General features: G+C 69.8%; 13 protein-coding genes. 2 read left to right on the top strand and 11 right to left on the bottom strand.

Annotated features, from left to right (window positions below; all coding sequences use genetic code 11):
- Positions 1-50: 50 nt before the first annotated feature.
- From ACXJLH_RS05470 to ACXJLH_RS05445, 6 genes are all read right to left on the bottom strand, one after another.
- Positions 51-677 (bottom strand): Crp/Fnr family transcriptional regulator, encoded by a 627-nt coding sequence (locus ACXJLH_RS05470; RefSeq protein ID WP_056202713.1) that lies wholly within the window; start codon positions 675-677, stop codon positions 51-53.
- Positions 674-2,503: a patatin-like phospholipase family protein gene (locus ACXJLH_RS05465; protein WP_457442815.1), complete on the bottom strand. Its 1,830-nt coding sequence runs from the start codon at positions 2,501-2,503 to the stop codon at positions 674-676. Before ACXJLH_RS05465 ends, ACXJLH_RS05470 begins: the two co-directional genes overlap by 4 nt.
- A complete protein-coding gene (locus ACXJLH_RS05460; RefSeq protein ID WP_457442813.1) occupies positions 2,500-3,543 on the bottom strand; it encodes an adenylate/guanylate cyclase domain-containing protein in 1,044 nt (347 codons plus the stop codon). The genes ACXJLH_RS05465 and ACXJLH_RS05460 overlap by 4 nt, the downstream gene beginning before the upstream one ends.
- Positions 3,536-3,883 (bottom strand): Hpt domain-containing protein, encoded by a 348-nt coding sequence (locus tag ACXJLH_RS05455; protein ID WP_457442811.1) that lies wholly within the window; start codon positions 3,881-3,883, stop codon positions 3,536-3,538. Before ACXJLH_RS05455 ends, ACXJLH_RS05460 begins: the two co-directional genes overlap by 8 nt.
- Positions 3,864-8,000 carry a GAF domain-containing protein gene (locus ACXJLH_RS05450; RefSeq protein WP_457442809.1) on the bottom strand — a complete coding sequence of 1,379 codons (4,137 nt, stop codon included), beginning with the start codon at positions 7,998-8,000 and terminating at the stop codon, positions 3,864-3,866. The genes ACXJLH_RS05455 and ACXJLH_RS05450 overlap by 20 nt, the downstream gene beginning before the upstream one ends.
- A gap of 308 nt (positions 8,001-8,308) precedes the next feature.
- Complete coding sequence (locus ACXJLH_RS05445) at positions 8,309-10,699, bottom strand: PAS domain S-box protein (RefSeq protein ID WP_457442808.1); 2,391 nt, start codon at positions 10,697-10,699, stop codon at positions 8,309-8,311.
- A gap of 94 nt (positions 10,700-10,793) precedes the next feature.
- Here ACXJLH_RS05445 and ACXJLH_RS05440 point away from each other — a divergent pair, with 94 nt between their 5' ends.
- Complete coding sequence (locus ACXJLH_RS05440) at positions 10,794-11,990, top strand: vanadium-dependent haloperoxidase (protein ID WP_457442805.1); 1,197 nt, start codon at positions 10,794-10,796, stop codon at positions 11,988-11,990.
- A gap of 6 nt (positions 11,991-11,996) precedes the next feature.
- Here the strand turns inward: ACXJLH_RS05440 and ACXJLH_RS05435 are convergent, their stop codons facing one another.
- From ACXJLH_RS05435 to uvrA, 3 genes are all read right to left on the bottom strand, one after another.
- A complete protein-coding gene (locus ACXJLH_RS05435) occupies positions 11,997-14,729 on the bottom strand; it encodes a S9 family peptidase (RefSeq protein WP_457443158.1) in 2,733 nt (910 codons plus the stop codon).
- 242 nt (positions 14,730-14,971) lie between these two features.
- Positions 14,972-15,364 (bottom strand): hypothetical protein, encoded by a 393-nt coding sequence (locus ACXJLH_RS05430; protein WP_457442804.1) that lies wholly within the window; start codon positions 15,362-15,364, stop codon positions 14,972-14,974.
- Between the two features lie 107 nt (positions 15,365-15,471).
- Complete coding sequence (gene uvrA, locus ACXJLH_RS05425; protein ID WP_457442802.1) at positions 15,472-21,096, bottom strand: excinuclease ABC subunit UvrA; 5,625 nt, start codon at positions 21,094-21,096, stop codon at positions 15,472-15,474.
- 225 nt (positions 21,097-21,321) lie between these two features.
- Between uvrA and ACXJLH_RS05420 the strand changes: the two genes are divergently transcribed.
- Complete coding sequence (locus tag ACXJLH_RS05420) at positions 21,322-21,834, top strand: response regulator (RefSeq protein WP_056202681.1); 513 nt, start codon at positions 21,322-21,324, stop codon at positions 21,832-21,834.
- A 12-nt stretch (positions 21,835-21,846) separates the two neighbouring features.
- On the opposite strand, the gene ACXJLH_RS05415 is transcribed toward ACXJLH_RS05420, so the two are convergent.
- Together ACXJLH_RS05415 and ACXJLH_RS05410 are read right to left on the bottom strand one after the other, a co-directional pair.
- On the bottom strand, positions 21,847-25,005 hold the full coding sequence (locus ACXJLH_RS05415) for a two-component regulator propeller domain-containing protein (RefSeq protein WP_457442800.1): 3,159 nt from the start codon (positions 25,003-25,005) through the stop codon (positions 21,847-21,849).
- A 100-nt stretch (positions 25,006-25,105) separates the two neighbouring features.
- Positions 25,106-25,834 (bottom strand): response regulator, encoded by a 729-nt coding sequence (locus ACXJLH_RS05410; protein ID WP_457325727.1) that lies wholly within the window; start codon positions 25,832-25,834, stop codon positions 25,106-25,108.
- Positions 25,835-25,871: the final 37 nt, after the last annotated feature.

The raw sequence follows: 25,871 nt of genomic DNA, 5'->3' as shown, positions 1-25,871 counted from the left end.
GCGTGATCCAGGCCACGGCCTCGGCCGCCTTCAGCGGTCCAGCGCGTCGCTCATGCCGACGGCAACCCGTTTTCGGGTCGATGGCGCTGCACATCACGCATCAGGCGCGCGACGACGAGGCGCATGACGTGGAAACCGAGCTTGGGGTTCTGGTAGTAGAGCAAGGCCATCTCCTCGGCTGTGAGGCTGTAGACGACGCAATCGCCCGGAGCCTCCAGCGTCAGCGTGCGGCGGTTGTCGGGCGCGAACAGGCCGATCTCGCCGACCAGGCTGCCCGGCGGCAGCAGTTCGTCGTATTCGGCCAGCCGCAGCGTACCGGTGTCGAGGTAGAGCATCTCGGTGGCGGCATCGCCCTGGCGCCACAAGGTGGTGCCGGCTTTCACGGTCCGGCGGTGCATGTGCGGCAGCAGCCACTCGGACACTGGCGTGCCGTCGCGCGCGTTCTCGATGGCCTTGACGAGCTTCCTGATCTGCAACGTCTTCTTGATGTTGATCGGGATCAGTGCGCCATAAAGCAGCAGCGTTGGCAGCGCCGACTTCAGCGCGCCATAGGCGACGAGGAAGCAGCAGGCCGTCAGCGCCGCGATGCGCAACGGCAGCATGCTTTTCATCAGATAGCTGGCCAGCATCAGCGTGGCGCCGATGAAGCCGAGGATGGTGGCGAGGGTGTCGGTCATGGTTGGAGCAGCGCCTGAACTTGGGGTTGGGCCAGCACGGTCAGCGCATGCGCGTGGCCCTGCTCGACGATGGCGTCGAAACGCTGCCAGGCCAGCAGGCCGACACGCTCCAGCGGCGGGTTGAAATAGACGTCGCAGGCGGCCTGCGCGGCACGGCGGCGCGAGCTGCTGTAGAGGATGGTCACGTTGAGCAGATAGGCCGACAGCGCGGGCAGCCGGTAGCGTCGCCGCGAGCGCGCGCGCCAGCGGTCGCGCAGCAGCGCCCAGGGGCCGGGCACCTCGTCGAAGTCGAGCTTGCGGGCCTTGTGCAGGCTCAGGTCCGCGCCGATGACCAGGCCCACGCCGCGGCGCGCGCGCATCACGTCGACGGGGAAGTTGTTGAAGCTGCCGCCGTCGCACAGCAGGTCGCCATCGACGACCACGGGTGGCAGCGCGCCGGGGATGGCCGTGCTGGCGCGTAGCGCACGCTCCAGCGGGCCGTGGGTCAACAGGGCCTCGCTGGCCTGGGAATAGTTGGTGGCCACGCAGAAGAAAGGCTTCCACAGGTCCTCGATGCCGGCGCCCGGGCCGGCCAGCCGGCCGAGCGCTCGGTCCAGGATGCCGCGCAGGCGCCGGCCGCGGATCAGCGAGATCAGCGGCAGCAGGTTGAAGTCACCGGTCGGGTTGACCTTGAAGGCCTCGCGCGCAACGGCCGTGGTGTGCGCCAGCGGCTGGTCGGTCGCGGCCAGCGCCGCCATGACCGCGCCCATGCTGGTGCCGCCCACGCAGTCCACCACCACGCCCTGCTCTTGCAGCGCGCGCAGCAGGCCGAGGTGCGAGAAGCCGCGCGCGCCACCGCCGGCCAGCACCAGGCCGACCGCGCGGCGCGCCTGCAGCCGTGCCAGGCGGGCCAGGTCGCCTGCCAGCGCGGGGCGCACGTGGAAATGATCGGCCACCGGCCGGCGCGCCAGCCAGGCCGCCGTGCCGCGCGGTGCCGGCGTGTCGGCCGCGTGCAGCAGCACGAGGATCTCGTCGGCCTCCGTTCGTGGCGGGCGCTGCACCAGGCATTGCGTCTCGCTGAGGTGCACGGCCGGCGCGGCGCCGGCATCGGCCAGCAGCAGCACCTCGTCGGCATGGCGGCAGCAGCGCTGCGTCCAGGGCGTGGGCGCGTCGTCGGCCAGCAGCAACACGAAGTCGTGGGCGGCCTCGACCTCGTCCAGCCACAGCGACACCTGGCGATAGCGCTCGCCTTCGTCGGCCGCCGCGCCGACGGCGGCATCCACCGCGGCCGCGTCGATGACGCAGACGCGGCCGAAACGGCCAAGCCCCGCCGCCAGGCCGAGTGCCAGCCCGGCCGCGTCCACGCCGGCGGTGATGGGCAGCAGCGCCTGCACGACCGGCGCAGCGAAGGGCGCGGGCGCATGTTCGGTCTGCAGCCGATGCACGATCTGGCGCGTCAGCGCGATGCCGACGCGCGGCTGCTGCTCGATCAGGCGCAGGAAGGGATCCTTGTCCAGCCGCACGAGCACGGAGTCGCGGATGGCGACGACGGTGGCCGAGCGCGGCGCCGCCGTGTACAGGCTCATCTCGCCGATGACCTGCCCGCGGCCCAGCTCACGCACGACACGCGGTGCCTCGCCATCACTCGACACATAGGCCCGCAAGCGCCCGCTGACCGACAGATACATCGAGTCGCCCGGCTCGCCCTGCTGCATCAATGTCTGGCCACCAGCCACCTCGACCCAGGTCAGCTGCTCGCGCAGCAGGGCCAGCGTGGCCGCGTCGAGCTCGCCGAAGGCCTGGGCCAGCAGCTCGCCAAGCAGGTGGTCGTGATAGCCCTCGGTCATTGCAAGGTCAGGGCGAACACGTCGACCGAGCTCGTCTTGCCCTTGAACTGCACCGGCCCGATGGGCTCGCTCGGCAGCGCGCCGGCGAGCTGGGCCTGGGTGGCGGCGTCGAACAGCACGGCGTGGCCGGCCACCTTGGTGTGGGCCTCCATGCGCGCCGCGACGTTGACCGCGTCGCCGATGCAGGTGTAGGTGGCGCGCTGGCGCGTACCGGTGTAGCCGGCCACGACATCGCCGCTGGCGATGCCCACGCCGATGCGGATCTCGGGCCGGCCGGCGGCGCGCTGCTCCTCGCTGAACTGGGCCACCATCTCGATCATCTCGGCCGCTGCCATCACGGCGCATTGCCCGGCTGCGGGCAGCGGCTGCGGCGCACCGAAGATGGCCATCAGGCCGTCGCCGATCATCTGGTTGACCACGCCGCCATGGCCGTTGATGGCCGCGAACATCAGCGTGTAGTAGGTGTTCAGCAGCTCGATGATGTCCTCGGGCGACTCCGATTCGGCCAGCGTCGTGAAGCCGCGGATGTCGCAGAACAGCACCGTCGCCTGCACCTTGCGGCCGCCTAGCGCGAAGCCCTCGGCCTCCAGGTCCTGGGCCACCTCGCGGGTGGCGAAGCGGCGCACCAGCTCGCGCTGCTGGTCGCGCAGGCGCTTGCGCTCCAGGCTGGCGTTGATGCGCGCCTTCAGCAGCACCAGGTTGACGGGCTTGTGCAGATAGTCCTCGGCGCCCAGCTCGATACAGCGCACCACGCTGTCCATGGCCTCCACGGCCGACGTCACGATGACTGGCAGCTCGCGCAGCTCGGGGCTGGCGCGCAATCTTTCCATCAGTTCGATGCCACCCATGACCGGCATGTGGATGTCCACCAGCAGCAGGTCGAAGGCGCTGTCCTGCAGCCGCGCCAGGGCCGCGTGGCCGTCTTCGACGCTGACGACCTGGTGGCCAAGCAGCTCCACGTGCCGGGCCAGCAGCAGGCGGTTCACGCGGTTGTCCTCGACGAGGAGGATGCGGGCGGATGGGGCGCGGCGTTCACGCATTGCGGCGCTCCTTCAGGTCGGCCGCGACCGCGGCGAACAGGGCGGCCAAGGCATCGACACGGCCCGGGGCGGCGGCGCCCAGTTCGGCCAGTGGCGTGTGTTCGAGCTCGCGCGCCGCGGCAGCCAGGGCCGTGGCGCCGAAGGTCAGGCCGTTGGACTTCAGCGAATGCGCCTGGCGCGTCCAGCCTGTGACGTCGCCCGTCGAGGCGGCGCGGCGCAGCGCCGCAAGGCCCTGGGGAGCGTCTTCAAGGAAGGAGTCGATCAGTTCGACAACGAAATCGGCCCCCGCCGTTTCCTGAAGGTCGGCGAAAACCACCCCGTCAATCACCGGCTGGGACATGCTCAGGCTCCTTTCGTAGCGGTGTGCGCTGCAGCGCCAGCACCAGCTCGTCGACTCGGATCGGCTTGGTCAGGTAGTCATCCATGCCGGCGGCCAGGCAGGTTTCCCGGTCACCCTGCATCGCATTGGCGGTCATGGCGACGATGCGCGGCCGCTCGCTTTGGGCGTTCAGGCGCCGCGACGCCTCCAGCCCGTCCATCTCCGGCATCTGCACGTCCATCAGGACGAGGTCATAGGCCTGGCGCGCCACTGCCTCCAGCGCTTCGATGCCGTTGGCGGCCAGGTCGGCGCGGTAGCCCATTTGCTGCAGCAGGCGCAGCGCCAGCTTCTGGTTCACGACGTTGTCTTCGGCCAGCAGGATGCGCAGCGGGTGGCGCTCGGCGAGGTGCTGCGTCGCCACCGGCTGGGCGCGCTGGCGGCGCGGGCTCGGCACGAGGTCGGCCGCCACCGTGGCGCGCAGCGTGAAACCGAAGCGCGCGCCGCGGCCCGGGCCGTCGCTCTCGGCCCACATGCGTCCGCCCATCAGCTCGGCCATGCGCCGGCTGATGGCCAGGCCCAGGCCCGTGCCGCCGTATTTGCGCGAGGTGCTCGCATCGGCCTGGCTGAAGCTCTGGAACAGGCGGGCCAGGGCTTCAGCGCCCAGGCCGATGCCGGTGTCGCGCACAAGGAAGCGCAGCTCCACGCCGCCTTCGGCCGGAGCGGCCTCCACTTCGACGGTGATGCTGCCTGCCTCGGTGAACTTGACCGCGTTGGACAGCAGGTTCAGCAGGATCTGGCGCAGCTTGGTCACGTCGCCATTGATGCCAGCGGGCACAGTGGGCGCGATGTCGACGGCCAGCGCCAGGCCCTTCTCGCGGGCGCGCGGCGCGATCAGGTCGACGGCCGCGTCCACGCAATCGCGCAGCACGAAGGGCGCACTCTCGATGTCCATGCGGCCCGCCTCGATCTTCGAGAAGTCGAGGATGTCGTTGATGATGGTCAGCAGCGCCTCGCCGGCCTCTCGGATGATGGCCGCGTGGTCGCGCTGCTCGCCGTCGAGCGTGGAGTCCAGCAGCAGGCCGCTCATGCCGATGACGGCATTCATCGGCGTGCGGATCTCGTGGCTCATCGTCGCCAGGAAGGCACTCTTGGCCGCATTGGCCTGCTCGGCCACGGCCTTGGCGGCCTGGGCTTCTCCGAACAGGCGCGAGTTCTCCATCGCCACCGACGCCGCCAGGCTCAGGCCCACCAGAAAGCTCAGTTCGCTGTCGCGGAACGGCTGGCCGCCCTGGCGCCAGACGGTCAGGGCGCCCAGCACGCGCTGGCCGGCGCGCAACGGCGCCACCATCATGCGCTCGTCGGGGTCCTCTTCGGTGCCCTCCATCCGGACGCCGCGCGGGTCGTCGCGCGCGGCGTTGATGACGCCGGGCTCGCCCTTGGCGATCAGCGAGCCGATGATGCCCTCGCCGGCCGTGATGACGGCGTCGCGCACCTCGCTCTCGTATCTGCCGACGGCGACGATGGCGCGGTAGCGCCGCGCCGCGCCCCCGCCCTCTTCTTCCGGCACGAAAACCGCGCTGTTGTCGGCGTCCAGCAGCTCCTTGGCATGCACGGCGATGCGGTTCATGACCGTGGCCAGGTCCAGCGTGGAGGAGATCTCGCGGCCCACCTCGGCCAGGGCCGCGCTCTCGCGCGTGCGGCGCTGGATCTCGTCGAACAGGCGCGCGTTCTCCAGCGCCACGCCGACGCTGGCTCCCACCGTGCTGAGGAAGCGCACGTCGGCCTCGCTGAAGGCGTTCTCGCGTTCATAGCTCTCGACCAGGATGGCGCCCAGCACCTGGTCGTTGCCGATGATGGGCACGTTGGCGAAGGACAGCGCCTGGTCGGTGCCTGGCACCGCCAACAGGCCGGCAGCGGCGATCTCGGCCACGTTGCGGCAGACCAGCGGCTGGCGCGTGCGGCGCATCTGCTCGAAGGGCCCGTCCGGCGCCGGCCGCTCCGGCGGCAGCTGGATGGGCACGCCGTGCTCGAGCTCGTAGAGGTAGTGGTTGAGGCCGCTGGCCGGGTCATACCAGCGGATGCCGATGTCCCGGGTCTCGAGCAGCTCGCACAGGCGGTCGCCGACACGCTGGATGATGGCCTCGAAGCTCAGCTCCGGCGACAGGCTCTGCTGCAGGTTGTTCAGCATCGCCAGCTCGTTGACGCGGCGCTCCACCTGGGCCTTGCTGGCCAGCAGCTCGGCCGTGCGCTCAGCGACGCGCTGCTCCAGGCCCTCGCGCAGCCGCAGGTTGGCCAGCGCGACGGCGGCCTGGGCGGCCAGCATGACGAGCAGATCGCGGTCGCCCTCGCGAAAGCGCCCGAAGGCGCCGTCCAGGTCGGCGTAGAGATAGCCGACCAGCTCGCGCTCGGCGATCAGCGGCGCGATGAGGCAGGAGCGCTGTTGCACGGCCGGCACGCCTTCGGGGCCGATGCGCAGGGCCGCCGCGCGGCTGCCGCGCGCTTCATCCAGCCAGGGTGTGATGGCGGCCAGCAGGGCCTCCTCGCCACCGGCCTCCCCTTGCGGCATCAGATGGCTGGCGATGTGGCGCAGGCTGCCGCCGTACTCCAGCACCAGCAGCACGCGTTCGGCGCCACTGATCTCGGCCGATTCGTCGACCAGGAACTCATGCAGCTCAGTGCCCGTGGCCAGCTCGGCCAGGCGCAGGCCGACGTCGACCTGGCGGGCGAAGCGCTCGTCCAGATGCGCGGCGCCATTGAGATGACGCGGCCTGCCGCCGTCGGCCAGCCAGGCCTGCACGACGGCACGCGCCACCGGCCGCTTGTTCAGCGAGTTGCGCCGCAGGCCCTCGTCGGACAAGCCGGCCAGGCGCAGGCAGACGAAGCGATAGGCCCGCGCCAGCGCCACGCCGGCCTCGCGCCGCCGGCCGGCCGCGCGCAGCGCCTCGCAGCGCCGCCACCACAGGGCTGGCAGGTCCAGGTTCTCCAGCGGCGCCAGGCCTTGGGCCCAGTGCAGGCGGGCGGCCTCGGCGCTGGCATTCAACGCTGCCTGCAGGTCGCCGGCGCCCAGTTCGGCCCAGGCGATGAGGCCGAGGTCGGCCATGCGCTGGGCAGCCGATGGCGAATGGTCGAGCGCCAGGCGGAACTGCACCGCCGCGGTCGCCGCATCGCCTTCCGCCATCGCCAGCTCACCTTGCAGGCGCGCGATCTCGGAGCGAAAGCCCGGGTTCTGGCGCGCCAGGCTCAGGGACTCGGCCTCGCCGGCATAGGCGCGCGCCTCGGCCAGCGCGCCGCCCTCCAGGTCGAGCCGTGCCAGCGCCGTCAGCGTGTAGGGCAGCAGCGCCGTCGCGCCGCTGCGGCGCCAGATCGCGAGCGCGGCCAGGTAGTGGCGGCGCGCGCGGCGCGTCAGGCCCAGCGTGACGTAATGGTTGCCAATGTTGTGGATGGCCGTGCCCTGGCGCTCGGCATAGCCGGCGGCGGCATAGGCCGCAAGCGCCAGCTTGCACAGGTGCAGGCAGTCGGCCAGGTCGGGGTTGTTGAAGGTCTGGGCGTTGTAGGCATTGCCCTGGCCCAGCAGGTCGCCAGTGGCCAGCGCCAGCGCCAGCGCGGCCTCGGCCGCCGCGCGCGCCTCGGCAACGAAACCCAGCATGCCCAGCAGCAGGGATTCGATATAACCGCAGCGGCCCCGGGGCACCGTTTTGCCGGCGGCGGCAAACAGCTTGGCGGCCTCGTGCACCCGGCCCAGCGCCACTTCGGGCTCCAGCTGGCAACGGCACTGGGCTTCGGCCAGCAGGGCCAGCGCATAGGCACGGTCGAGTACGTCAGTGCCGGCCTCGGCCAGCGCGGCTTCGGCGGTGGCGATGGCCGCCAGCAGTTCACCGCGGCGCATCTGCACCAGCCCGAGCGCGAGGCGGGCGCGGAGCCGCCAGGCGGGGCGGCCCTCGGCCAGCTTGGCCAGGGCTGCGGCGGCATCGGCCGCAGCAGCCAGGGCGCCAAGCGCGATGAAGCTCTCGACGCGCAGCTCCAGCACCCGGGCGTCGCCGCGCCAGCCCGCGCTCACGTCGATCAGACGCTGATGCTGGCCCGACCAGGCCAGGTCGGCCAAATCCTCCAACACGGCGACATCGGGGCGCAAGGGCATCGCGGGACAGGGCCTGTTCACACCACGGGGATCGGATGCGTTGCCACTCAAGGGCTTGCGAGCAAGGCGCGAAGTCGAAGCTGGGGTCATCCCCAGCGAGGCTTCGCAACGCCGCGCGCAGGCTCTTGAGTGGCAACCCTTCGGGAGAGGGGCTGCGCGGGCGCATGGCGTCGTTGCGCGCCTTGCCCGGGCACCCAGCCCGGGCTTCAGCGCACGCCTAGCCCTTCACCCGCGCAGCCCCTCTCGCACCGATTCCCGTGGTGCGAACAGGCCCTTTTGAAGCTGGGGCCGCGCGAGTCTAGTCCGCTCTAGTCGGCCTGGGGCAGCGTCAGCCTCATGACCGTCCCCAATGGGCCGGTGCGCAACAGTTCCGCCGTGCCGCCATGCATGTCCATGACGCGGCGCACGATGTACAGGCCCAGGCCGTGGGCCGACTCAGTGCCGCCGCTGCCGCGCGCGCCGCGGGTGAAGAGGCGGGGCAGCAGCTCGCGCGGAATGCCGGGGCCGGCGTCCGCCACCTCGAACTGCAGCACGGCGGGTTCATCAAAATCGATGACATGCAGGGTCACGGGGCTGACGCCGCGCGCGTACTTCAGCGCGTTGGACAGCAGATTGCGCAAGGCCAGGCGCAGCAGGCTCATGTCCATCAGCGCCGTGCGGGTGGCCGTGTGGCGATGCACGACGATGCGGTCGCGCTGTTCACGTGGCAGGTCGGCAATGGTGACGGCGATCAGCGTGTCGATGTCGGTGTCCTCGCGCGCGATGCGTCCGCCACCCGCCAGCAGGCTGGCCGCAGCCAGCGTGTTGTCGACGCCGGCCAGCACCTGGCCGAGCACGGCCTGGGCGCGGTTCAGCCTCTCCTGGGCCTGGCGCTCACCGCGGCCGGCCAGGCTGGCCGCCGCGCCCTGCAGGGCCGCGCTGGCGTTGTTCAGCGGCTGGCGCACCTCGTGGGCCAGCACGTCCAGCATCTCGGAGCGCTCATGCAGCAGCTGGTCCAGCTCCTGCACGTGGCGCTCGGTCTGGCGGCGCATGCGCTGCTCGTGCGCCAGTTCGGCGCGGCGCTGCAGGTCCTCGGTGATGTCGTCCACCAGGGCCAGGGCACGCAGTGGCCGGCCGTCGGCGGTGTATTCCGCGACCGCCGAGACCAGCACGTCGCGCAGCCGGCCGTCGGCGCAAATCAGCTGCACGGGGCAGTCGCCGACATGGCCGTCGCGCCACATCGCCGGGCGGTAGACCTCGCGCACCTGCTGCGACGACTCCGGCGTCATGAAGTCGTCCATGGCGCGACCGATGACCTGCTGGCGCTTGTAGCCCAGGCGCTCCAGCCAGCGGTCGGACACGCTGAGCACCCGGCCGGCCGCATCCACCGAATGCATCAGCGCCGGCGTCGACTCGTACAGCGCGCGCAGGCGCTGGCGGTTGTGCTCCAGCTCGACAGCGGCGCGATGATGCTCGGTGACGTCCTGGAAGGCGCCCACGAGCCGCACCGGCACGCCGTCCTGCCAGTCGACCTGCCCCTGGGACAGCACCCAGATCTCACGCCCCTTGGCCGTCACCAGCGGCAGCTCCAGGCTCCAGGGCTCGCCGTGCTGCATGCCGCGCAGCACGGCCGCCTCGATGGCGGCGCGCGCCTCGGGCTTGTAGTAGCCAATGGCCTCCTGCAGCGTTGGCCGGTGGCCGGCCTCGAGGTCGTGGATGCGGCAGGTCTGGTCGCTCCAGACCAGCTCCTCGGTCTGCAGGTCCAGGCTCCAGCCGCCGATGCCGGCGACGCGGCCGGTGCGGTCCAGCAGGGCCTTGCTGTCGCGCAGCTCGCGTTCGGCGGTGATGCGGTCGGTGACGTCCTCGGTGATGCCGACATAGCCGCGCAACCCGCCATCGGGCGCCAGCAACGGCCGGGCACGGGTCCAGACCTGGCGCACGCCGTGGCCGTTGCCGCCGCGGCGCAACCGGTAGCGCATCTCGAATGCCTGACGCTGGGTAACGCAGCGCCGCCAGTGGGCCAGCACCGACGTGCTGTCCTCGGTCGTCAGCGTGGCTGCCCAGCCCTCACCCAGGGCAGCACGCGCCGGCAGACCGCAGATGCGCTGCCAGTTTGCGTTCGTGAAGATGAAGTCCCCTGCCGCGTCGGTACGGAAGATGCCCAGCGGTGCCGTCTCGGCCAGCACCTGGAAGGGCTGTTCCGCCGCCTCGAGGTCGGCGCCACGCAAGGCGCGCTCGCGCATCATCAGCGCTTCGGCTGCGGCGTCGGCCAGGCGGGTCAGGACCTCGCGCTGCGCCTCGGTCAGCTCGCGCGGCTGGAAGTCGACGACACACAGGGTGCCGGGGTGGCTGCCGTCGTCCAGGCGAATGGGCACGCCGGCATAGAAGCGCAGCGCGGGGCGGGCCAGCACATCGGGGTGGTCGACGAAGCGGGCGTCCAGCCGGGCATCGCGCACTTCGAAGAGGCCATCGGCCAGCAGCGTGTGGGCACAGAAGGTCTGGGCCCGCGGCGTCTCGCTGCGGCCAAAACCGACAGCGGCCTTGAACCACTGACGGCGCTCGTCCAACAGGCCGAGCAGGGCGACGGGCGTGCCGCAGATCTGCGCCGCCAGGGCGGTGAGGTGGTCGAACAGCGGCTCGGGCTCGGTGTCCATGACGCTCAGCGCCGCCAGGCGGGCGAGGCGGCGGTCTTCGTCGGGCGGCAGGGGCGGGGTCACCATGGCCGACAGCTTAGGGCAGGTCAGGGCGTCGCTCCTCATTGCGCAGGCCGTCCGCGCGGCGTAGCGTCGCCGTCTTTCTTCCAGGGAGAACCTCATGCTCAAGCTCTGCGCCCTGCTGCTGGCGCTGCTGATCGCGCCGGTGCGCGCCGATGTCGTCAGCGACTGGGCCGAAGCCACGCCCAAGGTGCTGCAGAAGTCGCCGCGCGGTCAGGTCCTGCCCGCGACGCTGCTGACCGACCTGGCGATGTTCAACGCGCTGAATGCGATCACGCCGCGCTACCAGGCCTATGGCGCAGCGCCGGCGGCGGTGCCGGATGCCTCGCCGGAGGCGGCCGTCGCCTCYGCCGCCCGCGTCGTGCTCGGCAACGTGCCTGGCGCCGACCAGGCTCTGCTCGACAAGACCTACGAGGCCTCGCTGAAAGCCGTGACCGACGCGGCCGCGCGCGCCAAGGGCGTGGCGCTGGGCCGGCGCGTCGCGCTGGCGCTGCTGGCCGCGCGGGCGGATGACAGCTTCGCGCGCGTCGAGCCGCCCAAGGTCGAGCCAGCGCCGGGCATCCATGTGCTGACGCCCGAGTACAAGCAGGAGTCGGGCATCGGCCTGGCGCGCATGAAGCCCTTCGCGATCAAGGACGTGGCGGCCTACGACCCCGGCTCGCCGCCGGCCGTGGGCAGCGCCGTGGCGCTGCGCGACCTGGCCGAGGTCAAGGCCGTCGGCGGGCGCGTCAGCACGCAGCGCACGGGCGAGCAGTCGGTCATCGCGCTGTTCTGGAACTCCGGCGAGGGGGAGGACGCCGTGGCGATGCTCAAGAAGCTGGCCGAGAGCACCAAGGCCACGCCGCTTGAGTTCGCGCGCATGCTGGCCCTGATGGACATGGCCGACCTGGACTCGCGCATCGTCTACACCGGCATCAAGACCAAGTACCGCCACTGGCGGCCCTACAACGCGCTGCGCGGTGCCTTTGCCGATGCCAAGCTGCGCGACGCGAGCTGGGAACCGCTGATCCACACGCCGCCCAACAGTGACTACCCCTCGGGCGGCGCGGTCGGCGGCGGCACGCTGCAGGCTCTGCTGAAGGACTTCCGCGGCGACAGCCAGGCGCCACTGGTCTGGGTCAACTCGGCGCTGTCGATGACGCGCAGCTGGAGCTCGCCCGAGGCCATGGGCCAGGAGCTGGCCAATTCACGCGTCTGGAGCGGCGTGCATTTCCGCAACTCGGTGGACGTGGGCTACCGCCTCGGCCAGAAGGTGGCCGAGGAAGTGCTGGCGACGCAACTGCGGCCCTTGCCCTGATTTTTCTCAGGGAGTCGCGCGGCCCAGGTTGCGCAGCCAGAAGGCCTCGTACTTGCGGTGCCAGCCAGCGGGCTTGACGACGCCACCCATGGCATGCACGCCGTCGGGGTCGAGGAAGAGCTCGACCAGCGACTCCTTGCCCGAATCCAGCAGCTCGCGGTAGACGTTGACGGTGTCCTGGTACAGCACGTTCGGGTCCTGCATGCCGTGCACCAGCATCAGCGGCTTCTTCAGGCCCTTGGCCAGCGGCAGCAGCGAGTATTTGCGCAACACCGGCTTGGTGCGGTCCGTGGCCTTGCCGATGGTGCGGCCGCTGTACCAGCTGTTGTAGTTCTCCCATTCGGTCGGGCCGGCTCCGGCAATGCCGGCGGCGAACAGATCGGGCCGGGTGTACATCGTGTACTGGGTCTGGAAGCCGCCAAAGCTCCAGCCATTCAGGCCGATGCGCCGGGCGTCCACGCCGAACTGCGCGGGCAGCAACTTGACGAGGTCTTCCAGGTCCTCGGCCTGGGGCTCGCCGGGGCGCTCCCAGTTGGCGTCGGAGAACTTGCGGCCATAGTTGCTGTGGCCGCGCGGGTCGACGGCGATGGTCACATAGCCATGCCTGGCGGCCATGTATTGGCCGAACAGATAGGCGGTGTTCTGGAAGCTGTCGACCTCGACGATGTGGCGGTCGTTCAGCGGGCCGCCGTAGACGTAGACGATGGCCGGGCGCTTGTCGGCCGCGGTCCAACTGGCGGGCTTGAAGGCATAGGCCTCGATGCGGTCGCCATGGCGGTTGGTGAAGTTGAAGCGTTCGGGCCGCAACAGTTTCAACTCGCCCCAGGCCTTGTCATTGCTGTCGGTCAGCGTGCGCGCCGGCGTCTTGCCATCCGTGGCCAGCAGCTTGAGCTCCGGGCGCTGGGCCCAGTTGCCGGCCACGGCGCCGACCCATCGGCCGTCCTCCGAGGCCGCCGCAGCACGGTGGTACTCGCCCGCCGCACCCAGGGCCTGCGTGGCGCCGCTGGCCAGGTCGACGCGCAGCACATTCATGGCTGCCATGTCGCCCTGGTTGGCCAGCACGAACATGGCCTTGCTGTCGGCCGTGAAACCGATCACCTGATGGGCCTCGAACTCGCCCTTGACGAGGGGGCGCAGCGCCTTGGTGGCCACGTCGATGGCATAGGGCTGGCGCCAGCCGGCTTCGTCCAGGGCCAGCACCAGCGTCTTGCCGTCGGGTGTGAAGCGGGGCTTGAGCACGTTGACCACCTCGTGGCCGACCTCGCCGCGGCGCTCCAGCACCATCTCGGGTTTGGCGGATTCGTCGCAGGCCGCCGGGCCGCTCCCAAGGCCTGCAGCGCCCCCTTGGGGGGCAGCCGTCGTACCCGACGGCTGGGGGCAAGAAGTCTTACCGATGTAGACGCGCAGCAGCTCCTTGTCGCGCTCCCAGGTCGTGAAGGCATAGCGGCTGCCGTCACGGGCCCAGGCCACATCGCTCATCTCGAACCAGACATCGCCACCGTTCTGCGTGAACACAGGCGCAGGCTGCTTGCGGGGCGGCTCATTGCCGGTGGGCAACTGGCGGATATAGAGGGCCAGCGGCTGCTGGTTGCGCTTGTCGTCGGACACCTCGCGGTTGACCTTCTTGGCCGTGGCCCAGCGCTCGCTGTAGTTCATGATCTCGACCTGCTTGGGCGGCGGCGCCGGCTTGTCGTCGGCCGTCTTCAGCGGCGCCTTGGCCAGCAGCGACATCCAGCGGCCGTCCTCGCTGATGGCCGTCTGGTCGATCTTGTATTTCTTCTGCTCGTCGTCCGGGTGGATGAGCTCGCGGTTGATGACCTGCACGCCGGCCTGCTTGAAGCCGCTGCGCAGCACGCGGGTCTCGTCCGTGTAGATGACGCCGCTGTCGTCGGCCGTGTAGGCGACGAGCTTCAGGTCGCGCTGCGTGGCCACCAGCGGCTGAACGGTGGGGATCTTGTCGTCCGCCTTCCAGCGGTAGAGGCCGCCGCGGTACTGGAAGACCAGTTCGTCGGCCTTGTGTGCCCAGGCGAACTGGCTCGGTCCGGGATAGAGATCGGCGGGCTTGAGCTTGTCGCGGGCCAGCTTCTTCTTCAGCTCGTCGCGGAGCTCCCACAGCTCTTTTTCCTTGTCTTTGTCGGGCGACGAGGCGGCCGATGCCGGTGCTGCCGCAGGCACCGGCTTGCCGGCGCGCCTGGCGGCCAGCGCGGCCATGGCCTGCTTCTCAAGCTCGGCCTCGGCCTTGTCGGCGGCCTTTTGCGCGTCGTCCTTGGCTTTCTTCTCGGCAAGCTCCTTCTTCAGCGTCTCGATGGCAGCGGTTTCCCACTGCGACAGATTGACCTTCTCGCCGCGCAGATAGGCCTGCTGCGCCACCTCACGGGCCTGGCGCTCGGCGTATTCGGTGTTGCGCTGCCGGAGCTTCTTGTCGAAGCGCTCCATGTCCTCCGGCGCCTCGAAGGCCGCCATGACCTGGGGCGACGTGATGCGCTGCGTCTTGCCGGTCTTGGTGTCGTGCACCCAGAGATCGGTGCCGGGCTCGCCGAACGGGCTCCACAGCCAGGCCAGGTAACGGCCGCTGCGGCTGAAGTCGGCCTCCTTGGCAGGCTCGCCGCGATAAGGCTCAGCACGGAAGATCTGCTCGAGACTGGGAACGGGCTTGGGCGGCGCGGTCTGTGCCTGCAGGGGGGCGGCGGCCGACAGGGCCACGGCAAGGGCCAGGCTGCTGATGGCAGCGAAGGTCACGGGCTTCAAGGGGGTCTCCTGAGTTGGCCCCAGGGAAGCGCTGAGCAGGCCGCGCGATGCGGCGCGCCCTGGTTTTGGATGAGCTGCAAGGCGCAAACCACAGCCATAGCCCGGCTATGGCGCGGATTTGCAACGCAGCAGATCGCCCAAAGCAGGGATGCGCCGCGCGCGCGGCCTGCTCAGCGCTTCCCTAAGGTTAGGGGCAACGAATTCTAAGAAGCAGGCGCGGCGACCCCCATTCGTCACGGGATCGTCGTGGCAGGCGGCGACGTGGAAGCCTTGGACTTGCGCCACAGCGCTACGCCGACGTGGATGGCCAGGCCGAAGACGAACAGCATCACGGCGCCCAGCACCCAGACCACCCAGGCCAGCACCGTGACGCCGCCAGCCAGCGACGGCAGCGCGCTGGCCAGGGATTGCAACTGCGGCGACAGCGTCTCGACCGTCGACACCAACCAATCCGCCACTGCCGAGGGCAGCCAGTCTCTCAGCGACTCCGGCAAGCTCCAGCCACCCGAGCCGACGCTGCCGGCGTGGGCCAGCAGGCCGGTGAGAAACGACTGCACCGCCCACACGAGGCTGGACCACAGGGCCAGCAGCAGCAAGACCAGCACCCAGCCCACAACGAACGCCATCGCAAACCTCTCCGGTCAATTGAACGGTGCAGTGTGTCCGGTCCGATGCCTCGGACAAAGCAGGCGGAGCCGCAACCGGACTTCTGGAAAACCGAAGCGCGGCCGAGTCAGCCCAACCGTGCCAGCACCGGCTTCAACGCCACGCCCGTGTGACTGCCGCTCGCCACCACCTGTTCCGGCGTGCCTTCGATGACGACACGCCCGCCCGCATCCCCACCTTCCGGCCCCAGGTCCAGCACCCAGTCGGCTTCCGCAATCACATCCAGGTCATGCTCGATGACGACGACCGAATGCCCGCCTGCCACCAGGCGATGCAGCACGCGGATCAGCTTCTCCACGTCGGCCATGTGCAGGCCCACCGTCGGCTCGTCCAGCACATAGAGGGTGTGCGGCGCCTTCTGGCCGCGGCGCGTGACATCGTCGCGCACCTTGACCAGCTCGGACACCAGCTTGATGCGCTGTGCCTCGCCGCCCGACAACGTCGGGGAAGGCTGTCCCAGCGTCAGATAGCCCAGCCCCACGTCCTTCAGCAACTGCAGCGGGTGCGCGATCGACGGCATCGCTGCGAAGAACTCGACGGCCTCGTCGACCTCCATCGCCAGCACGTCGCCAATGCTCTTGCCGCGCCAGGACACGCCCAGCGTCTCCGGGTTGAAGCGCTGGCCATGGCATTGGTCGCAAGGCACCTTGACGTCGGGCAGGAAGCTCATCTCGATGGTCTTCATGCCCTGCCCTTCGCAGCCCGGGCAGCGGCCTGCACCGGTGTTGAAGGAAAAGCGCGCCGGCGCATAGCCGCGCGCCTTGCTCTCCAGCGTCTCGGCGAACAGCTTGCGGATCGCGTCCCAGAAGCCGATGTAGGTGGCCGGGCAGGAGCGCGGCGTCTTGCCGATGGGGGTCTGGTCGACCTCCAGCACGCGGTCGACCTGGGCGTGGCCTTCGATGCCGTCACAGCCGGTCCATTTGGCGGGGGCCTTTCTCAACGGCACCGCAACGGCCATGCCTGCCAGCAGCACGTCGCGAGCGAGTGTCGACTTGCCCGAACCGGACACGCCCGTCACGGCCACCAGCCGATGCAGCGGCACGTCCACCGTCACGCCCTTGAGGTTGTGCAGGGCCGCGTTCAGCACGGTCAGCTTGGGCGCATCGGCCTCGATGGGTCGGCGCGCCTGCAGCGGGTGGATCAGCGGGTGGGCCAGCATGCGGCCCGTGGTCGACTCAGGCTCCAATGCCAGCTGCGCCGCCGTGCCCTGAGCCACCACGCGGCCACCGCGTTTGCCGGCGCCGGGGCCGATGTCGATGATGTGATCGGCGCGGCGGATGGTGTCCTCATCGTGCTCGACGACGACCAGCGTGTTGCCCTTGTCGCCAAGTGTCGCCAACGCCTTCAGCAGGATCTGGTTGTCGCGCGGGTGCAGGCCGATGGTGGGCTCGTCCAGCACGTAGCAGACGCCTTGCAGGTTGCTGCCGAGCTGCGCGGCCAGACGGATGCGCTGGGCCTCGCCGCCCGACAATGTGGGCGCCGCACGGTCGAGCGTCAGATAGCCCAGGCCAACCTCTTGCAGGAACTCCAGCCGGCCGAGGATTTCGCTGACCACGTCGCGTGCGATGTCGGCGTCGCGGCCATGCAGGTGCAGGCCCTTCACCCAGCTGTGCGCCTCGCCGACGCTCCAGGCGGCGACGTCGCCGATGCCCTTGTGCTCGAACTCCACCGAGCGTGCGGTCGGATTCAGGCGCGTGCCGTGGCAATCGGGGCAGACCGCGTCGGTCAGACCTTCGACCTCGACTTCTTCAGAAGGGAAGCTCTGCTCGCGGCCGCGGTTGTTGTCGGACTGCACGCTGTCGTCGAGCTCCTTGCGCTGCTCGCGCGTCAGCGCCAGGCCCGTGCCGACGCAGCCCTTGCACCAGCCGTGCTTGGAGTTGTAGGAGAACAGCCGCGGGTCCAGCTCGGGATAGCTGGTGCCGCAGACCGGGCAGGCGCGCTTGGTGGAGAACACCTTGACCGTGCCGACGCCGGCACCGGTCGAGCCTTCCTCCACGCTGAGGCCGTCCAGCGGTGCCAGCAGGTGCAGCACGCCTTTGCCCACGTCCAGCGCCTTGGCCAGCAGCTCGCGCAGCTCGGCTTCGCGTTCGGGGGCGATGACAAGGTCGCCGACCGGCAGCTCCAGCGTGTGCTCCTTGAAGCGATCAATGCGCGGCCACGGCGACGTGGGCAGGAACTCGCCATCCACGCGCAGGTGCGTGTGGCCGCGGCCCTTGGCCCACTTGGCAAGGTCGGTGTAGACGCCTTTGCGATTCACCACCAGCGGCGCCAGCAGGCCCACGTGCTGGCCGCGGTAGTCGCGCATCAGCTGGGCAGCGATGGACTCGACGCTCTGCGGCCGCACCGGCGCGCCGTCGTTGATGCAATGCTGCACGCCCAGCTTCACATAGAGCAGGCGCAGGAAGTGCCAGACCTCGGTCGTCGTCGCCACCGTGCTCTTGCGGCCGCCGCGAGACAGGCGCTGTTCGATAGCGACCGTGGGCGGAATGCCCCAGACGGCGTCCACCTCGGGCCGGCCGGCCGGCTGCACGATGGAGCGGGCGTAGGCGTTCAGCGATTCGAGGTAGCGGCGCTGGCCCTCGTTGAACAGGATGTCGAAGGCCAGCGTGGACTTGCCGGAGCCGGACACACCGGTGACGACGTTGAACTTGCCGCGCGGGATGTCGACACTCAGACCCTTGAGGTTGTGCTCGCGGGCGTTGACGATCTTGATGGCCTCGTCGGTCTGGCGGCGCGCCAGCACGATGGACTGCAGCGGCCGGCCTTCCTCGACGGCCATGGCCGGGCGGTCCATGTGCAGCGCGTAGTCGCGCAGCGCGGCGGCGGTGTGCGAGCTCGCATGCTTGGTGATCTCCTCGGGTGTGCCGACGCAGACGACCTCGCCGCCGGTCTCGCCGCCTTCGGGGCCGAGGTCGATGAGCCAGTCGGCCGCACGGATGACGTCGAGGTTGTGCTCGATGACGATCAGCGAGTGGCCGGCGGAGAGCAGCTTGCGCAATGCGCGCATGAGCTTGGCGATGTCGTCGAAATGCAGGCCCGTCGTCGGCTCGTCGAACAGGAACAGCGTGCCCTTCTTGGCGACGCCGAAACGCGGTGACGCCGCCGCCTCGGCCAGGAAACCCGCAAGCTTGAGGCGCTGCGCCTCGCCGCCCGACAACGTCGGCACCGGTTGGCCCAGGCGCACGTACTCCAGGCCCACGTCGACGATGGGCTGCAGCTTAGCCAGCACGGCGCGGTGCTCGCTGAACAGGTTCACCGCCTCGGCGACGGTCAACTCCAGCACGTCGGACACGCTGAGGTCTCTATCCTTCAGCGCCAGCTTCACGTCCAGCATCTCGGCGCGGAAGCGCTTGCCGTCGCAGTCCGGGCAGCGCAGGTAGACGTCGCTGAGGAACTGCATTTCGACATGCTCGAAGCCCGAGCCCCCACAGGTCGGGCAGCGGCCGTCGCCGGCGTTGAAGCTGAACATGCCGGCCGTGTAGCTGCGCTCGATGGCCAGCGGCGCGACAGCGAACAGCTTGCGGATCTCGTCGAAGGCGCCGACGTAGCTGGCCGGGTTGGAGCGCGCCGTCTTGCCGATGGGCGACTGGTCCACGAACACCGCGTCGGCGAGAAAGTCGCCGCCCAGCAGCCGCTCGTGCGCGCCAGGCGTCTCGGTCGCCTTGCCGAACTGGCGGGCCAGCGCGGGATACAGCACGTCCTGCATCAGCGTGCTCTTGCCCGAGCCGCTCACGCCGGTCACGACGACGAGGCGCTGCAGCGGGAACTCGACTGTCACGTCGCGCAGGTTGTGCTCGCGCACGCCTTCGAGGATGAGCTTGGGCGTCGATTCGTCCACCAGGCGCTTGAGCCCCATGCCGACATGCTTGCGCCCGCCGAGGTAGGCGCCGGTCAGCGTGTCGGCCGAGCGGATGTCGTCGGGCGTGCCGTCGTAGACGATCTGCCCGCCGCGCTCGCCGGGGCCGGGGCCCATGTCGATGAGGCGGTCGGCCGCCAGCATGACGGCCGGGTCATGCTCGACGACGACCAGCGTGTTGCCCGCGTCGCGCAGGCGCTGCATGGCCTGCACGATGCGGCCCATGTCGCGCGGGTGCAAGCCGATGCTGGGCTCGTCCAGCACAAACAGCGTGTTGACCAGCGAGGTGCCCAGCGCCGTCGTCAGGTTGATGCGCTGCACTTCGCCGCCCGACAAGGTGCGACTCTGGCGGTCCAGCGTCAGATAGCCCAGGCCCACGTCGCACAGGTAGCGGCTGCGGTGGCGGATCTCGTCGAGCAGCAGCTTCAATGCTTCGTCCAGCATCGTGCTGGGCAGCTGCAGGCCGTCGACAAAGTTGCGTAGGCGCTGGATGGGCAGCTGCATCAGGTCATGCAGGGACAGGCCCGGCAGCGTCTCCAATTGCTGGCGGCTCCAATCCACGCCGACCGGCAGGAAGCGTTGCTCCGCGGGCAGTGCCACGTCGGCCAGTTCCTTGGCGCCGACGCGCCACAGCAGCGCCTCGGTCTTCAGCCGCGCGCCGCGGCAGGAAGGGCACTCGGTATAGCTGCGGTACTTGGACAAGAGCACGCGGATGTGCATCTTGTAGGCCTTGCTTTCGAGGTATTCGAAGAAGCGCTTGACCCCGTACCACTGCTTGTTCCAGTTGCCGTTCCAGTTCGGCGTGCCACCGATGACCCACTCGTGCTGGGCGGGGCTCAAATCCTTCCACGGCGTGTCGCGCGGGATACCGGCCTCGCCGGCGTACTTCAGCAGGTCCTCCTGGCAGTCCTTCCAGGCCGGCGTCTGCATGGGCTTGATGGCGCCGTTGCGCAGGGTCTTGCGGTCGTCGGGAATGACGAGGCCAAGATCGACGCCGATGACGCGGCCGAAGCCGCGGCAGCTGTCGCAAGCGCCGAAAGCGGAGTTGAAGGAGAACAGCGCCGGCTGCGGGTCGGCGTAGCGGATGTCGCTTTCGGGACGGTGAAGGCCGGTCGAGAACCGCCAGAGTGTGGCGCCGTCGTCACCGACGTGAACATTCACCCGACCCGCGCCGCGCTTCAAGCACAGCTCGATGGCTTCCATCGCGCGCTGCTTGTCGGCCCCCTGGATGCGGAAGCGATCGGCCACCACATCCAACACCTTCTTGCCCTCAACCTCGCGCTCGCCCTGCACCCGCGTGAACCCGCTGGCGGACAGCCACTGCTGCACCTGCTCCGCGCTCGTGTTGCCGGGCAATTCCACCGGAAAACTGAGCACCATCCTGGGGTCCCCGGCTGCTTCGCCACGAGCCAGCAGTTCCACATAAATGCTCTGGGCCGTGTCATGCCTGACCGGCAGCGCCGTCTTGCGGTCAAACAGCTCCGCCGCGCGCGCAAAAAGCAGCTTCAGGTGGTCATTCAGCTCCGTCATGGTGCCCACCGTGGAGCGGCTGGTGCGCACCGGGTTGGTCTGGTCGATGGCGATGGCGGGCGGCACGCCATCCACCTTGTCCACCGCCGGGCGGTCCATGCGGTCCAGGAACTGACGGGCGTAAGCGGAAAAGGTCTCCACGTAGCGACGCTGGCCCTCGGCATAGAGGGTGTCGAACACCAGGCTGGACTTGCCCGAGCCGCTGGGCCCGGTGACGACGGTCAGCTCCGCTGTGCGCAGATCGAGGTCAAGATTCTTGAGGTTGTGCTGCCGAGCGCCTCGGATGCGGATCAGACCGTCAGACATTGATGGGGGCCAAAACGACAAAGGCGAGCAGTGTAGGGAGACGCATGGACGAAAACTGTCAGCACCCGCGACCGACGAGCGGTCGTTTCAGGCGACATGAGCGGCCCAAGTCGCACTGCATTCATGGGGCATCCGGTTGCGCTGCGGCGCCAGCTGAGGCAACAATGGCTCACGGCTCCTCGAGGGCCGCATAAGAAAAGAACAAGCTGACACAAGGACATGGGGATGGACAAGTCGAGGTTGCCCGAGCCGGCGCAGGTGCTGGTTCCCTTCTGGCTCAATGCCGCCACCGACGGTGCGGGTGTTGACGCGCCGGAGCCCGACGAGGGCGGTACCGCCCCGAGCCAACGACAAGCCCAGGTCCTGCTCGTCGAGGACAACCACATCAACCAGGTCGTCGCGCTGGAATTCCTCGCGCTGATGGGCGTTCAGGCTCGCCTGGCCAGGAACGGCCTCGAAGCCCTGTCGGCCTGTGCCGAGTCCGCCCCGGATCTCGTGCTGATGGATATCCAGATGCCCGGCATGGACGGCCTGGAATGCGCCCGCCGCATCCGCACCCAGCAGCGCGAGGGCAAGCTGCCCGCATTCCCCATCCTGGCACTGACGGCCCATGCGCTGGATGCCGACGTGGCCGCCAGCCTCGAGGCCGGCATGGACGAGCACCTGACCAAGCCGCTGGACTTCGTCGCACTGCGCACGCGGCTGCAGCGCTGGCTCCAGTTGCCCGAGCCGAACTGACAGACCCAGCGCCTAGACCCGCGGCCCCGCATACAAATGCCAGCGGGATCGCCCCGCACGCTTGGCGTCGTAGAGCGCCAGGTCGGCCGCCTTGTACAGCCCGTCCACATCCTGCGCGTCGCGCGGATAGCAGGCGGCACCGATGCTCGCGCTGGGCAGCGTCAGCGATGACTGCCCCTGAGGCAGCACCTGGGCCAGCGCCTGGGCAATGCGGCGGCATACCGCTTCCGCTGCAGCCGGCTCGATGGTGTCGGGCAGCAGCACGGCGAACTCGTCGCCGCCCAGCCTGGCCGTGCGATCCGCTTCCCGCACGGCGAGCCCCAGGCAGGCGCTGACCGTCCTCAGCACCGCGTCGCCGGCGTCGTGTCCCTGGGTGTCGTTGATCTGCTTGAAATGGTCAAGGTCGATCAGCAGCAGGTACAGCCCCAGCCCGTTGCGCTGCGCCTGGGCCATCAGGTGGCGAAGGTCGTCGTTGAACAGGCGCCGGTTGGCCAGCCCRGTCAGGCCGTCGTAGTAGGCGAGTTGCTCCAGCTGCTGCTGGCTTCTCTGGAGCTCGCTCGTGCGCTGCTCCAGCGCCACCGTGCGCTCGGCCACCAGCAACTCCAGCGTGCGCTGGCGCCGCCGCAGGATCAGCGTGCGCGCCTGCATCATCGCGACGAGCAGCGCGGCCACCGCCACGCCCAGGCCGACGCGAAACCACAGCATCTCGTGCCAGCGCGGCCGCACATGCAGCGGCAGCCGCAACACCTCGGACCACCCGCCCTGCGCGCCGGCGCCGCGCAGCTCCAGCACATGGTCGCCGGGCGGCAGATTGGTGTAGGTGGCGATGCGCCGGTTCGGCTCGGTGGCGACCCAATCGGCGTCGACACCCGGCAACCGGTATTCGTAGCGGTTGCGTTCAGGCGCGCCGTAGTCGAGCACCGAGAACTCGACCAGCAGGCTGCGTCGCTGTGGTTCGAGAGTCAGGGCTTCGTCGCCGGGCGAGGCCGGTGGCACCACGGCCCGCACACCGCCCAGCCGCACTTCAGTGATCACCAGCGGCGCCGGTTCGGCGCGGGCCACGGGCTGGCGCGGGTCCACGATGGTCAAGCCGCCGATGCCGCCAAACAGCAGCATGCCGTCGGCACTGGACGCGCCCGCGTTGGTCCAGTAGGTGGGGATACCCACCCCCTCGGCCGCGCGCAGGCTGCGCACGCGCAGGCTGTCCTGTGCGATGTGGGCGATGCCGCCGTCGGTGCTGGCCCAGACGTCGCCGTTCGGCGCCAGCACCAGCGCATCGACGCCGTTGTGCGGCAGTCCTTCGGCCAGGGTGATGCGCCTGACCTGCGGTTGGGCTTGCGGCGCCTGCGCGGCCTCCATCACGCGCACGCCGGCGCCGAAGCTGGCCACCCACAGGCGGCCAAGGCGGTCCAGCAGCATGGAGGAGACATAGCCAACGGGAAAGCCCACCCGGCCGGGCGCGTCGGGCGCCAGCCGGCTCAGTGCCATCGTGGCCGTGTCCAGCCGCAACACGCCCGTGCGCGTGCCCACCCACAGCACGCCGTCCCGGCCCTCCAGCAGCGCGGTGACGCGCTGCTCGTCCAGGCGGCTGCCGTCCTCATGCGCCAGCACGCCCAGTTGCAGGCCATCGGCCGGGGCCACCGCCCACAGGCCGTCGAGACCGCCCAGCCAGAGCCGGCCGTCCTGCATCGCCATGGCCCACACCGACGCGGTGGGTGACCGGCCGGGGATAGCCAGCCGTTGCACCGCTCGGCCATCGGCCGTGGCGCGATACAGCCCGCGCTGGGTACCGAGATAGACCACGCCGTCGGGCGCGCGCACCATGCTCAGCACGCGGCCTGGCGGCAGCGCGGTGGCCGGTATGGCAGCGTCGGGCCGCAATGCCGCTGTGCGGCCCTGATCGGCCCTGACGATGTCGATGCCACCGTCGCCCGTGCTGAGCCAGACGCTGCCATCGGGCATGGGCAGCACGCAAGGCACGTTGAGGTGGCTGATGCCAGCCGTTGCGCCGGGGCCGCCGAACCAGGTGCTGACCGTGACCTGGCGCGCGTCGTGGTGGCTGAGCCCCGTGTCGGTGGCGACCCAGAGCAGCCCGCTGCGATCGCGGTACATCGCGGCGACGTCGTCGTCGGGCAGGCTGGCCGCGCTGTCCGAGCGGTGCCGCACGCGACGCATCTCCCAGCGGCGGGTGTCGATGCGCAGGATGCCGCCCCCATCGGGGGCCAGCCACACGTCACCAGGCGCGGCCTCGGCCATCACGCGGATCGGCGCGTTGCCCAGCCCCGTCGCGTCGGCGCCAGCCGCCTGCAACAGGCGATGCAACGGCACCGCCTCAGCCTCAGGCTCGGGCTCGATCACGAAAACGCCATACGAACGCGTGCCAACCCAGACCCGCCGCTGGCTGTCCAGCAGCAGCCTGGCGACGAATGGCGCGTGCTCTTCGGCCGGCAGCCCGACCTGCACGAAACGATCGCTGCCGGCACCGCGACGGAAGAGGCCCTTGTCGGTGCCAACCCACAGGCCGCCCGTCGAGTCGCGCAGCAGCGCCAGCACGGCGCCATCGGGCAGGCCTTTGGTCCCGGCCAGTACCGCATGGCGCTGGACCGTACCGCGGCTGGTATCCAGCAGGTCCAGACCGGCACCGGTGCCGACCCACAGCAGGCCGTTGCCCTCGTCGAGCATGGCGTGCACGCTCTTGCGGCTCAGCGCCGCGCCGGCAGCCAACGGGGCGACGAAACGGTCGGTGCGCGCCTCATACCGCACCAGGCCACCGGCGCTGGTGCCTACCCAAAGACGCCGTTGGTCATCGACATGCAGCGCTTGCACGTAACTGTCGGGCAAGGCACCGGACGAAGCCATGTCGCTGACATAGCTGCGAAGCTGATAACCATCCCAACGGGACAGCCCGGATTGCGTGGCGATCCAGAGGAAGCCTTCGCCGTCCTGGGCCAGCGCGGTGAAGGACATCGGCGCGACCAGCACCTGGTGGAACACCGCATCCGAACGGGCGGCCCAGGCCGTCGGGGCGGGCTCGTCTGCCGCCCGGGCGCCACCGCCCAACGCAAGCCCAAGCAGGGCGACGAAGCGCGCCCATCTGTTGATCAGCGAGAAAAAGTGACCCATGCCGTCGCAAGGCGCATGCACGGCTGCAGCTTGCGCGCAGCGGCGCATTTCGCGCGTCCTCTGACGGTCAGGATACGGTACAAAACCACTGCGACACCAGCGGCCGCGGACTTGTTGCAACTGCGGCTGGCGCCGGGAAATCGCCCGCTCAGCCCGCCACCGGCACGTAGACGTAGCCGACGTTGCGCACGGTCTTGATGACCTCCGGCTTGTCGGGGTTGCGCTCCACCTTGCGGCGCAGGCGCATGACGCGCAGGTCGATGCTGCGGTCGAACACGTCCCAGCCGCGGTTGTGGGCCTGCTCCATGATCTGGTCGCGGTTCAGCGGGCGATTGGGGTGGCGGGCAAACAGCGCCAGCAGGTCGAACTCGGCGGCCGTGATGTCGATCTCCTCGCCCACCGCGCCAAAGAGCTTGCGCTGGGCCATGTCGAGTTCGCACAGGCCAAAGGCAACGCGCTCCGGATCGCTCGGTGCGAGCACAGGTGCCGGCGCGGCCGTCACCTGCAGGCGTCGCAGCACGGCGCGCACGCGGGCCAGCAGTTCGCGCAGCTCAAAGGGCTTGGCGATGTAATCGTCCGCCCCCACCTCCAGGCCGACGATGCGGTCGATGGCCTCGCCCGCCGTAGTCAGCATCAGCACAGCCAGGCGCGGATGGGCTTCACGCAGCGCGCGGGCCAGGGACAGACCGTTCTCGCCCGGCATGTTGATGTCGAGCACGGCCACATCGGGTACACGCTCGGCGACGCGGGCGCGCGCCGCGGCAGCGTCCTGGGCCTGCATGACCTCGAAGCCGTTGCGGCCGAAATACTCGGCCAGCAGGGCACGCAATTCAGGCTCGTCGTCGACGAGCAGCACGGTGGGCGAGGTGTTTGGCATGGCGGCGAATGATAGGCAGGCCGGCCTTGCTCGGAGC

The sequence above is a fragment of the Roseateles sp. P5_E4 genome (genome assembly GCF_054049255.1).
This window is presented reverse-complemented; position numbering and strand designations above follow the sequence as displayed.

Excerpts from the sequence above, each read along its gene's own strand:
- ACXJLH_RS05470 (WP_056202713.1), bottom strand. The coding sequence starts at position 677 with ATGACCGACACCCTCGCCACCATCCTCGGCTTCATCGGCGCCACGCTG.
- ACXJLH_RS05465 (WP_457442815.1), bottom strand. The coding sequence starts at position 2,503 with ATGACCGAGGGCTATCACGACCACCTGCTTGGCGAGCTGCTGGCCCAG.
- ACXJLH_RS05460 (WP_457442813.1), bottom strand. The coding sequence starts at position 3,543 with ATGCGTGAACGCCGCGCCCCATCCGCCCGCATCCTCCTCGTCGAGGAC.
- ACXJLH_RS05455 (WP_457442811.1), bottom strand. The coding sequence starts at position 3,883 with ATGTCCCAGCCGGTGATTGACGGGGTGGTTTTCGCCGACCTTCAGGAA.
- ACXJLH_RS05450 (WP_457442809.1), bottom strand. The coding sequence starts at position 8,000 with ATGCCCTTGCGCCCCGATGTCGCCGTGTTGGAGGATTTGGCCGACCTG.
- ACXJLH_RS05445 (WP_457442808.1), bottom strand. The coding sequence starts at position 10,699 with ATGGTGACCCCGCCCCTGCCGCCCGACGAAGACCGCCGCCTCGCCCGC.
- ACXJLH_RS05430 (WP_457442804.1), bottom strand. The coding sequence starts at position 15,364 with ATGGCGTTCGTTGTGGGCTGGGTGCTGGTCTTGCTGCTGCTGGCCCTG.
- uvrA (WP_457442802.1), bottom strand. The coding sequence starts at position 21,096 with ATGTCTGACGGTCTGATCCGCATCCGAGGCGCTCGGCAGCACAACCTC.
- ACXJLH_RS05420 (WP_056202681.1), top strand. The coding sequence starts at position 21,322 with ATGGACAAGTCGAGGTTGCCCGAGCCGGCGCAGGTGCTGGTTCCCTTC.
- ACXJLH_RS05410 (WP_457325727.1), bottom strand. The coding sequence starts at position 25,834 with ATGCCAAACACCTCGCCCACCGTGCTGCTCGTCGACGACGAGCCTGAA.